Genomic DNA, 12,341 nt, shown 5'->3' on the forward strand with positions numbered 1-12,341 from the left:
GTTTCTCCATTTTTTACCTATTAGGCTAAACTACCATCTTTTTCTCTCTTTTCATATTTTTTGTCCACAGAGCCTAGAAGAAACATTATATATTGAGTATAATTGAAATCATTTAATAGACTTCTATCGCTTTCTAACTCATTTAAAATGTCAAACAATTTTTTATTTAAATAATCTGACAGAATTTCTTTATTTTTGTTTTGTATATCTGGATTAGCTCCTGTTTCTAGAAGAAACATTATATATTGAGTATAATTGAAACCATTTAATAGACTTTTATCGCTTTCTAACTCATTTAAAATGTTAAACGATTTTTCATTAAAATAATCTGACAGAGTTTTTCCATTTTGGTTCCGTATATTTTGATCAGCTCCTGCTTCTAGAAGAGAAATTATATATTTAATATTACCGGGATTATCTAATAGACCTCTATTGCTTTCTAACTCATTTAAAATGCTAGATAATTCTTTATCTAAAATGCATTGATTATTATTTTCATTAAATTCCCTATTTGGTACCCCACCATGCATATTCTATAACCATTACTCACTAATTCTTCAGTGATTATCGTAATACACAGATAAGTCAATAAAAAAATACACCTTTCCTTCTTCAGTTCTAAAATATTGTCAAAAGGCTCAAAAAGATGAGTTAAAGTAAGAAGGAGAATAGCAGGTTGTTTACACTTTCATGCTATGCCCATAGCATCATATATTACTTAACCTTACAATAATTTTTTTATTCTTGCTGCTTCTTCAAACTCTAAATTTTCAGCATGCTCTATCATTTGCTTTCTCAAGTCATTCTTATTAGTATTTATTTTCGGTTCTGCTATTGCCCTCTCCTGTAAGGTGTTTGATATAGGTTTTATTATAGTCTTTGGGATAATATTGTGCAATATATTATGTTCTTCTTGTTTTTTTCTTCTTCTTTCAGTCTCTTTTAACGCACGATCCAGAGAACCAGTGATTTTATCTGCATACAAAATTACTCTACCTTCAGCATTACGTGCAGCACGACCGATCGTTTGAATTAATGAAGTTTCCGATCGCAAAAATCCTTCTTTATCAGCATCCAAAATTGCAACCAACCCACACTCTGGAATATCAAGACCTTCCCTCAGCAAGTTAACACCTACTAAAACATCGATTTCTTTAGATCTTAATTTACATATAATTTCTATTCTCTCCAGCGCACCAATATCAGAATGCAAATAACTCACTCTCATATTCAATTCACTCATATATTCAGCTAAATTTTCAGCCATTTTTTTCGTCAATGTAGTGATTAAAACACAAAATCCCTTCCCTATTGTCACTTGTGCCTCATGAATTACATCATCAATTTGACTCTCTATTGGTTTCACAATGCAGATTGGGTCTGTAAGCCCTGTTGGACGAATAACTTGCTCTATAAATACGTTATTGGTTTGTGCTAACTCATACTTTCCGGGAGTAGCTGAAATGTAAATAGTCTGCGGCCTAACTTCCTCCCATTCTTCAAATTTTAATGGACGATTATCAAAAGCGGAAGGGAGCCTGAAGCCATAGTCAATCAATTTCTTTTTACGCGCCTCATTACCACTGTACATCGCACCAACCTGAGGAACGGTGACATGACTCTCATCAACAAATAAAATTACGTCTTTAGGTAAATATTCAAACAAAGTAGGCGGTGGATCCCCAGCTTCCATTCCATAGAGATAACGCGAATAATTTTCAATACCTTTACATATTCCTGTTGTTCTCATCATTTCGATATCAAAATTAGTGCGTTGCTCGAGGCGCTTTGCTTCAACAATCTTGTTTTGCAAGTAGTAATAATCCAAGCGTTCATGCAGCTCTTTTTTGATTAGCTCAACTGTCTGCAACAGAGTCTCACGTGATGTAATGTGATAGCTGTTTGGAAAAATGGTGATTGTATTTAGGCTTTTGGTAATATTACTCGTTATAGCATCAATTTCAGAAATTTCTTCTATTTCATCACCAAGCAGCGATAAACGCCAAGCTTTATTTTCATAGTAGGCAGGAAATATATCGATAATATCGCCACGCACTCTGAAATATCCTCTCTCAAACCTGGTATCAGAGCGCTTGTATTGGAGATCAGCTAAGCTACTCAAGAAATCATTAACATGAATTTTATCTCCAACACTCAAAGATATAGTCATGCTGCGGTAGCTTTCAGGCGAACCAAGACCGTATATGCAAGAAACACTGGCAACTACAATCGTGTCCCTGCGCTCCAAGAGGGAGCAGACGGCAGAATAACGCAGCATGTCAATTCTGTCGTTGATTGCAGAGTCTTTTTCGATATAAGTATCAGTTTGCGGCAAATAAGCTTCGGGCTGATAGTAATCATAATAAGAAATGAAGTATCCAACAGCATTATTGGGAAATAATCCTTTCATTTCCTCATAAAGTTGTGCTGCTAAGGTTTTATTGTGTGCCATGATCAGCGCAGGTCTGTTTGTCCTTGCTATAACATTTGCCATAGTGAAAGTTTTCCCAGAACCAGTAACCCCAAGTAAAACTTGATCTCTTTTATTGCTATTTAGCCCTGCAATTAAGCTATCGATTGCCTGTGGTTGATCCCCAGCCGGTTGAAAATGTGTAGCGATTTGAAATTCCATAGACTTTACTTACTATCTTTGATTCATTGCATAGTGAACACTATATTGCTTTTAAGATAAGTTGTATAGCTATAAACTTTCCGTAAAGCCATAAAACATTAACCAACAATAGACTTCTTGCATAAACATATAACGAACTTTTCTTGGGAATAGAAACGAAAAACTTGCTTGACAAACCTCGCCAGCCCCCTTATCATGAAACTGAAGCTATTTTATTTAACTTCGCAATCTCTGCAGCAGATTAAAATGACAAGAAAACTTGTATTTGGCGTACTATTGTTTAATTCTTTGCACTATGTGCACCGTATGTCTTTATCAAATTTCTAGGTTTTTACCTATACAAGCTGAAACGCGCTTATAAAGCGTTCAAGACATCACCCAACGTCAAATTTTAAAATAGAGAGTGTAATAACTAGCTACCACGGGTTTTCTTTGCCTTTTTTTCTGCCTAGTAAATTTCTTAAACATTTATAGCTAAGGTTAGTTGCATTTAAAAGCAGCTAAATTGCAGCGTTTAAGACTTAAAAAACGCCAATACTGAAAATAGACAATGACTAGGGTTTCTTTTGCCTTTTTTTTTATTTGGTAAATTCCTTAATATTTATGGCTAAACGACAATCGTCATCCCGCTACGTGTTAGCGGGATCTAGAGATACCGCGGCGGTATGACGGTTCGTGGCGGCGTGACAATAAGGTTTATACCTTGTCATCCCAGTGTTTGACACTGGGATCCAGTTTTCCATATAATCTCATTGAAAACGTTGTAACCACTTTCTGTGCTAGTTTGCTTGCTTACAAGCAAACTTTTCTGGATCCCAGTGTCTGGGCACTGGGATGACACCATCATAAAGGAATCAGTGTCAGCTACTTTCATGACACCATTCTTTTTCCTGGATCCCAGTGTCAGCTACTTGGATGACACCTTTGTGTTTGCATAGCTGTACAAACATTGTGATTTGAGAGCAATTTCCACAAGGGAGGATGTCATTCCAGTGCTTGGCACTGGAATCCAGACTTTATTATGCAGCCACTTGGTTGAAATTAAGTCTTCTGGATCCAAGTAGTCAAGCTACTCGGATGACAAGAAAGGGGCTACTTGGATGACATCATATAGTATTTTCTAAAATGAATGATAAATTTCCATTATGGTATTACCAACCAAAAGTTGTAAGTCTGTATATTTATACATTAGAGGTCTGAGGCGGCTTTTGATGGTATGCCAACAGTGTTCTATGGGATTCAAATCTGGTGAATATGTTGGAAGATACAGCAAATGACAGCCAAAAGACTCTATTAATGATTTTGTTTTATGGGTCTTATGAAATGTAGCATTATCCATAACTATGGTTGTACCAGGTGGCAATTTAGGTAATAATATCTTCTCCAACCATGTATTAAATACCTCTTTGTCACACCCACCTTTGAAAGTCATTGGTGCAATAAATCTCTTTTCAATCCACCCGGCTACTATACTGATTCTCTCTCGTTTTCTTCCTGGGATATCTGCATAAATTTTCTTCCCTCTTGGAGCACGTCCATACTCTCGGTATAACCTATTGTCAACTCCTGCTTCATCTATATATAAGATGCTAGAATGGTCTATTTTTGAGATTTTATCGATAAATCGCTGCCTATCTTCTTGATTGCGCTCTTGATATAGTGTGACTTTTTTTTAAAGTAATTCTTAGCTGTTTTAGTCTATACCAAATTGAATTTATTCCAAATCCAAGATTTTGTTTCATCTCTGCCAGCGTATGATCTGGATTCTTTTGAACATATTCTTCGAGTATTTTTGGGTCTATTTTTCGAATAAAGCTGCCGTTTTTAGATGGCCTTAGGCTTTTACCAGCGGCTTTCTTTTTTAACCAGCGGTACAGTGTTGCTATTCCTATCTCCAGAAGCTCCGCCACCTCAACCTTTGTCTTTCCTTTTTCTATCATCGATACTGCCTTTTCCCTTAAATCCACACTATACGCCATTATAACTCAAATAGCTTATTATACCTTTATCATTTACTTTGGGAAGTACTATAGTAGATCAGACATATTTACCACACATACTTACTTGTGATATTATGTTTTTAGCACTCCTTGTCTACTTTTTATTTTACCGCTCCGCTGAACGGATACAAAACATCAATTAGGAGCAATGCAAATGTTTTTCTTAGTCAGCTATAGAAGAAAATTCGTCTGCACAAGAATTTTTCATAGCATTCAATGTATCATAATCTGTAAAATCTAATTTTACTGGTGTGATAGTAATAAATCCTTCTTTTATTTTATTTACACTACCACTGCCTGAGTGCTCTCGAGACCAATTTAAGCTAAAAGAGCCATTCGAATTTTCAGTAAAAGTTAAATCCCCATCAATGTTATATTCACCTTGTTCAGCAAATTCTACTCCTTTCACTTTTTCCGTAGCAGGAAAATTTACACTCATCACTATGTTTTTAGGCCAACCAACCTTAATTAGCTTGGCAATAACCTTTGGTGCAAAAACCTTTGTATTGTGCCAGTCTATTTTATCATGATAAACTTGGCTCAGCGCAATAGAAGGTATAGACCTTGCAGCACCTTCCATTACAGCACCAATTGTTCCTGAATAACAAATATCGTCCCCGACATTTGATCCAATATTTACTCCGGACAATATTAAGTCTGGTTTTTTATTCATAACTTTATTTAGCGCAATAATGACACAATCTGCAGGAGTACCAGACACACTAAATTCCCTTTCACTATGTTGTTTTATTCCAATAGATTGTTTCACTGGATAATCAAGAGATCTTGCAGCCCCGCTTCTATCAGTATCTGGTGCCACTATCCATATTTCTGACGCAAAATTCCGTGCAACCTCTTTGAGTAATTTTATTCCTTCACTTCCAAAACCATCATCGTTTGTTATTAATATTATCATATACAATACTCAGCTATACAGTTCCAAATTATGTAAATCACTGGCTGTAAATAAGCTCATGAGGCTTTAAGTTTTTTTGCATAACTATGAACTGTAACAAAGAACCTGCTGTTAATCAATAAGAAAAGGTTAGGAGTGCAAACAGGGAAGCTGTAAATTTTTTGCGAGACCTAAGCCGGCTTTTGATATAGCTAAAGGTAAGGTCTCTTACTTTCTGCTTAGCATATCCATCAAATCAGATTCTTTGAGTTTACTATGGTCAACTTTACTGAACTTATTTACCATAGAGCTCATTTGATTATACTGCTTAATCAAAAGATTAACGTCAGTTACACTTGTTCCGGACCCCTTAGAAATTCTAAGTCTTCTTTTGCCATTTAAAATATCTGGATTTTGCCTTTCTTTTTCGGTCATTGAGTTTATGATGGCTATATATTTTTTCACTTTATTGTCATCTGGCACACTGCTACTTAGCTTTTTTGTGAATGAACTAGGAATGAATTTCATTATGTTGCTAATACCATCCATTTTATTGAGAGTTTTTAACATTCCCACTAGGTCGTTTAGGTCGAATTTACCCTTTTTTACTTTCTTTTGTAACTTATCAATTTCTTCCTGACCAACAATCTCAGCAGCTTTTTCAACCAATGAGACAACATCACCCATGCTAAGTATCCTTTTTGCAATTCTATCTGGATAAAAATCATCGAGATCACTTAATTTTTCACCACAAGCAATAAATTTAATTGGACAATCGGTGATCATTTTCATAGAAAGAGCAGCACCACCACGTGCATCACCATCAACACGGGTAAGAATAATGCCGGTTACACCTATTACCTCATTGAATGATTTGGCAATGTTGACCGCATCCTGGCCTATCATTGCGTCGGCTACTAAAATAACTTCTGCAGGTGAAGCTATTTCCTTTACGGCTTTCAACTCATTCATCATATTATTGTCAATATGAAGCCTGCCTGCGGTGTCTAGTATTAATACATCATAATTATCGTTCTTTGCTGCTGCCAGTGCCCTTTTTGTAATTGCAATAGGCTCCTCATTTATTACTATAGATAAAGTTTGTACGTCTATTTGTTTACCCAGCACCTCAAGTTGTTTCTGGGCAGCCGGCCTATAAATGTCTAAAGAGGCAAGCATCACTTTTTTCTTTTGCTTTTTTAGCTTTAAAGCAAGCTTTCCTGAGGTGGTTGTTTTACCTGCACCTTGTAAGCCCACCATCATAATCACAGCAGGGGGTTTAACTGCTAGATTTAAGTCACTTTTCTCTGATCCGAGAACTGCAACTAAATTATCCTGCACAATTTTAATTATCATTTGTGCTGGAGAAACACTTTTTATGACTTTTTCCCCAATCACTTTATCTTTAATGTCGTTGATGAATTTTTTTGCAACTTCAAGTGAAACGTCAGCTTCAATTAAAGCTATACGTATTTCACGCATGGCAAGATTAAAATCATCTTCAGAAATGATTGACTTTCCTCTCAGTTTACTAAATACAGAATTTAAACTTTCAGTTAACGATTTAAACATAATAGCGTTAGTAGAATACTCATTAAAAAGAGAGAAGAAGCTGAAACAAAACTCACTGAGTTATAATCCAGCACTTCTTTAAGTTTAGTAATATTATTAAAGTATAAACCAGCAAGTGAATTAGTCAAGTTTTGCACTATGCTGGCAAACATTTCTCTAGTTTTAGAGACTAACTTATTGAACAGCAAGACAATATAGGGTATGAAAGCTCTAAAAGTCCAATCAACATCCATTTTAAAATTTATTCTCGGGTAAAATAACTTGCGTAAAGGAATAAACAATAAAGTGGTACATAGTAACAAATTAAATTGCGACAAAATATTTTTTGTGTTGTACACAAAATCGAAAATCGAAGATTTATTGTAAATAGCTAAGTAAGGATTGCCAGTGATTACGCATATAAATGCTAAAATGATCATAGTCATTTTGCCACCCATCTCTGCTAAAGGTTTTGACTTACTTTTTGCAATAAATAAGTAATAAAGAAACTTTAGCCCCACGCTTAAATGAAGCAGCAAATTTAGAACCTTATATAAATTTTTATACCCTTTTAAGGCAACAGTGTTCATTTCAATTTCAGCTGTGATATATGATTTACTGATAAATCCAGCAGTTCCAGGAAATGCAGCCATTGTAAATATTGCGATTATAGCACACATGCCTTCCACTGACATCAGTTTACCTACTCCATTAAAACTAATTGTTTTTGTTCGTGAAATAATCGAATTGCTGACCACAAACAATAATGATTGATAAACAAGGGAGAAGATTATATGCAGTATCAAAATTGGTATTGCCTTTTCCGAAGGGCTGAGTAAACCTCCTGCAATAATCAGCAAGCCCACTTGTCCTACAATATTATAGCATAAAAATCTACGAATATTTTGCTCAAGAGAAGCAAATATAATGCTGTAAATTGCAGTGATGGCGCCTACAAGCGCTAATATTTCAGTACAATCTTGCCATAGGTTATAAGTGTGTAAAAGCATCACTAAAAAAGAGACTTTAGTGGTAAATAAAGAGAGATATGTAGTGCCATGTAGCGATGCAGCAGGATATGCATCGACAACCCAAAACGAAAAAGGAAAACAAGCGCAGTTTATCAATAAACCTAAAATTATCAGGCTAGTACTTTGCAGTGCCAATCCTGCTATTAATATAACTCCAACGAAAAAGTGTACACAAGCGTACCTTATTGCAGGTCCACTATCTCTACAGCCAGCTGCGATAGTAAAAAATGCACTGACGGTCATTAATTCACAGAATATTATAACCAATATCATATGTTCAGATAAAACTGCATAAAGTGAACTAATAGTGTAAGCAGCAAAAGATAGCATCTCTGAAAAAGTCAAATTTTGTGCTGGTAGAACAGCTAAAAATGCAACTGATAAAAAAGATATTAGTATGGTACGAAAAGATAAATCAAAATCTAGAATTGGGAGAGACCAATTTACTGCAATGCTCAAATTTTCAGGTAATTTTAGGACTATAACTATTAATACAGTCAGTAGAAGTAACAGTGACGATTTATAAAGTTGCACAATAATTAAAACCAATATGGTTTATGCTATCTCAATATATGAATAAAATCAATTTGCATATTAACCACTAATTAAACTAATTATCATATAATTATATCAGGGTTTAGAGGGTTATAGAGAAACCGGTCAGATTAGGTTTTTAATCTAATCTGACCGATAGCTTTAATAGTGAGGTAAGCTTTAATATAGCACTCCTAATTCATAACGCTACACTCGTGCATAATTTATTTTTAATTTGTGCACGAGCGTTAGTAAATTATTTACTTTTTGAAATAAAATTTGGCATCACTTTAATATTGAGACTTAGTAAACCTCAGTAGGGCTGCCAGTTGGGCCCATAAGAATTATTTGCTCGCCTTCCCTTAAGTGTCTGCATAAATTAGTGGAGCCGCCGGTTTCAAGCACAATAGTGGAAATAAATCCTTTTTTTTTGTCTACTTCAGTGCCGGTTACGGCTATACCTTCCATAGCAAGCTTCGTATCATTGGCTTTTCTGCCATTGGTTTCAAAATTTTGCAATCTAAAGAATTGCCCAGGCTTAAAATTCTTTGCCGCAAGTGGTGCTTTGATCACTATTTCCACAACTTTGTCTGTTAAATATTGAACTTTTATAACCTTTGCAGTGAATTGCTCTTTGATCTTATTAAAGAATTCTTTGTTAGCCAGGTCTTCAACACTTGACCACGCATTTTTTTTCTGGCCCACAACATCACACACTGGAATGACAGAAACGAAGCTATTAACTCCACTCAAAAGCTGAGAAATAATAGGGTAACCGTTCTTAGCACTTGCCATAGCTTTCACGACGCTGCCGCTATACGAAGGATGAAGATCACCAAAAAAGCTAATTGTTTTATTGCCTTGCTTATATACTAATATTCTATCTTTATTTTGCATTTTAGGAGAGAATATTGGATCTATTTCTTTTCCTGATGAATTCAAATGAGTAAAATACCCATTACTTAATTTAAAATGCTTTTTATCTTCTGTTGCAATAACTGTATTTGGCTCAGTACCTGCTGCTATAAAAATAGAACGTGCTTTTATACGTTTGATTTCGCCGGATTTTGTGTCTATTAGTTTTATTGATTCAGCATGGTTATATTTATTCGTCACAACTTCAACTGGTTCTAAGTTTTCAATAAAATAAATCCCTTCTGACAGTGCATTTTGCACCTCTTCGCTATTTAATCGATAACTTGGTGAATCTTTTAGCTCTTTTCTATATACAACTTTCACTCCCCCCAAGCTCTGCATTAACTCTAATATTTTTATTTCTCTACTCTCTTTTTTTGCTAACTCTTGCTCTGCTTGGATCAATTGTGCGTGCGATATAAATTCATTCGCAATTTCGCGCTCTTCTTCTGTCCAATCTTTTTCAACACAGTCCTTTCCATACTTATCAACTAATATCTCATAACGAAGAAGAAATTTTTCTACTTGAATTGGATAATACGCTAAAGCTTCAGTAGCAGTGTCAATCGCAGTAAGCCCCGCACCTATGACAACTATCGGCATGCGCACTTGCAGATTTGCTATAGAATCAAATTTAAGAGCGCCAGTCAATTGTAACGACATAAGAAAGTCAGATGCCATACGCACTCCACGAGCTAGTATATTCTTTATTTTGATCATTCGTGGCTTGCCAGAGCCAAGTGCTAGGGCGATGTGATCAAAACCCAAGTTGAAAGCATCATCAACATTAATCGTGCCACCAAAACGAATGCCCCCATAAAGTGCAAAATTTTCACGTCTTTCTAGTAATAACCTGATAATTTTTAAGTAATTCTTATCCCACCGAGAAGTAATGCCATATTCTGCCACCCCACCAAACCCATCTGCCGTGCGTTCACTCAATTTTTCGTGTTTGAAATCTTTAATTAGCTGGAAATTATCAATCAAAGGTTCAATCTTTAGTCCATCAATGGCGATAACGTTATGTCCATCATTCAACAAATGATGAGCTAAATTAAAACCAGCAGGACCAAGGCCTGCAACTAGAACGTTTTTTCCGGTGTTTTCTCTTGGCAATGAACGCTGAAAATTTAAAGGATTCCAACGGCTGAGCAGAGAATATATTTCAAATCCGTACGGTAAACTAAGCATATCATCCAAAATCCTTGTTTCAATCATTGGCACATTCACGGGTTCTTGTTTCTGATATATGCAAGAGTTCATGCAGTCATTGCATATTCTGTGCCCAGTAGCCGCACATAATGGGTTATCTATCATCACAATTGCAAGGCTTGCTATGCTGTAGCCTTCGCTTTTCATCAGATTCATTTCTGATATTTTCTGTTCTAGTGGGCAGCCATGCAGCTCAACTTTTAGTGGGGATTGTTTAAAAGTATTGTCGTTATTAATTAGCCCCTTTGAGCAGCTATCCTTATTCTGCTTATGACAGAATATGCAGTAGTGAGCGTTATCTAATGCTTTATTCAAACTCACCTTTTTGCTTGTTAGATCAAAACCATATCGTCTTTTTACTTCATTTGAATACAGCACTTCAACTTTGTCTACTTCTTTTTTAGAAAATGGTATGAGATTTTCATGGTCAATTTTCCTATGGATACTAAAGAGTATACTCTGTTTATTTTTTACTCTCCACGCTGCATATTGTGCTGCAAGTTCTATTTCTTCTTTGTGATTTTCTTTATCTTCAAACCAATGCATCACCTGCTTGGCAAAATTTTTTTCTGTTGTTGGCAAAGTGAGAAAATGACTTAGTTTGTTAGTAATATCTATATTCGCCACATTAGTGTATTTCTTCAATGCGTAGCGTTGGACAAATAACCTTTTGCATTTATATATTACAGCAAAGTCATTGTGTTTTTTCTTTAGCTCCTCTATTTCTTTTTCAATATTGAAAAGTTTTGCAATAAATTCATCAAGTAAATATGAGAGGTCTATTATTAACTGACTATCTGTCATCCAAGTAGCTGACACTGGGATCCGTTCTTCTTGTTTTCTAGATCCCAGTGTCAAGCACTGGGATGACGGGGGGTGACACTGGGATGATGGGAGGTGACACTGGGATGACATCGAAGAAGAAGCTGCTTTTTCTCTTGCTTCAATTAATGAACAAAACAAGCTTTCATCACATGATTTAATATAATTCAAAAATGTCTCATCTAATTTTATTAATCCATCACGAGTATATAGATTCGAAAATGAGATGTTGAAATTCAGTTGCATTGCTATATTATATAGTGCGCACACTATAGAGATAGTTTTTTATAGATGAAAATTACTGAATTTGCGTGTTTTGCAACATAGCTAAAATCGTTGCTTCTGCAACCTTTTCTTCACCAACACACGCAATACACTCAAATTTACATGCACTTAAACGTGCGTTTTTAACATTAGCTTGCAGAATCAGTGTGTCCCCTGGAGTGACTGGCTTTCTGAATTTTGCATTTTCAATAGACATAAAGTAAATAGCTTTGTTTTCTATTGTACCTTGACTTTCTTTACCAAGAACACATATAGCAGATGCTTGAGCTAGAGATTCAATTATCAAGACTCCTGGCATTATTGGATGACCAGGGAAATGGCCAATAAAAAATGGCTCATTGAAAGTCACATTTTTGATTGCTTTTATACTTTTACCAGGATCACACTCTATAACCCTATCTACTAAGAGAAACGGATAAGAATGTGGTAGTATTTTTATAATATCACTGATATTAAATTGCATA

9 protein-coding genes are annotated in these 12,341 nt (G+C 35.4%); all 9 read right to left on the reverse strand.

All coding sequences use genetic code 11. The features are described from left to right. Positions 1–20 precede the first annotated feature (20 nt). Positions 21–530, reverse strand: a complete 510-nt coding sequence (locus OPR26_RS03970; protein ID WP_265015519.1) for a hypothetical protein — start codon at positions 528–530, stop codon at positions 21–23. Between the two features lie 194 nt (positions 531–724). Further along, positions 725–2,632 carry an excinuclease ABC subunit UvrB gene (gene uvrB / locus OPR26_RS03975; protein WP_265015520.1) on the reverse strand — a complete coding sequence of 636 codons (1,908 nt, stop codon included), beginning with the start codon at positions 2,630–2,632 and terminating at the stop codon, positions 725–727. A gap of 1,120 nt (positions 2,633–3,752) precedes the next feature. After that, positions 3,753–4,253: an IS630 family transposase gene (locus tag OPR26_RS07350; protein WP_320157077.1), complete on the reverse strand. Its 501-nt coding sequence runs from the start codon at positions 4,251–4,253 to the stop codon at positions 3,753–3,755. Between the two features lie 10 nt (positions 4,254–4,263). Beyond that, entirely contained in the window at positions 4,264–4,572 is a 309-nt protein-coding gene (locus OPR26_RS03985; protein WP_265015521.1) for a transposase, read from the reverse strand. Between the two features lie 223 nt (positions 4,573–4,795). Continuing rightward, positions 4,796–5,548: a 5'/3'-nucleotidase SurE gene (gene surE, locus OPR26_RS03990; protein ID WP_265015522.1), complete on the reverse strand. Its 753-nt coding sequence runs from the start codon at positions 5,546–5,548 to the stop codon at positions 4,796–4,798. Between the two features lie 207 nt (positions 5,549–5,755). Further along, positions 5,756–7,099, reverse strand: a complete 1,344-nt coding sequence (ffh, locus tag OPR26_RS03995; RefSeq protein WP_265015523.1) for a signal recognition particle protein — start codon at positions 7,097–7,099, stop codon at positions 5,756–5,758. Then, the gene (locus OPR26_RS04000) at positions 7,084–8,643 is read right to left on the reverse strand and encodes a proton-conducting transporter transmembrane domain-containing protein (RefSeq protein WP_265015524.1); all 1,560 of its coding nucleotides are present in this window, start codon (positions 8,641–8,643) and stop codon (positions 7,084–7,086) included. The genes ffh and OPR26_RS04000 overlap by 16 nt, the downstream gene beginning before the upstream one ends. A gap of 303 nt (positions 8,644–8,946) precedes the next feature. Then, entirely contained in the window at positions 8,947–11,838 is a 2,892-nt protein-coding gene (locus OPR26_RS04005; RefSeq protein WP_265015525.1) for an FAD-dependent oxidoreductase, read from the reverse strand. Positions 11,839–11,890: 52 nt separating this feature from the next. After that, the gene (gene fabZ, locus OPR26_RS04010) at positions 11,891–12,340 is read right to left on the reverse strand and encodes a 3-hydroxyacyl-ACP dehydratase FabZ (RefSeq protein ID WP_187296816.1); all 450 of its coding nucleotides are present in this window, start codon (positions 12,338–12,340) and stop codon (positions 11,891–11,893) included. Between the last annotated feature and the right edge of the window lies 1 nt (position 12,341).

Origin of the sequence: Wolbachia endosymbiont (group A) of Anoplius nigerrimus, assembly GCF_947251795.1 — a bacterium.
In the GTDB taxonomy this organism is placed as follows: Bacteria; Pseudomonadota; Alphaproteobacteria; order Rickettsiales; family Anaplasmataceae; genus Wolbachia.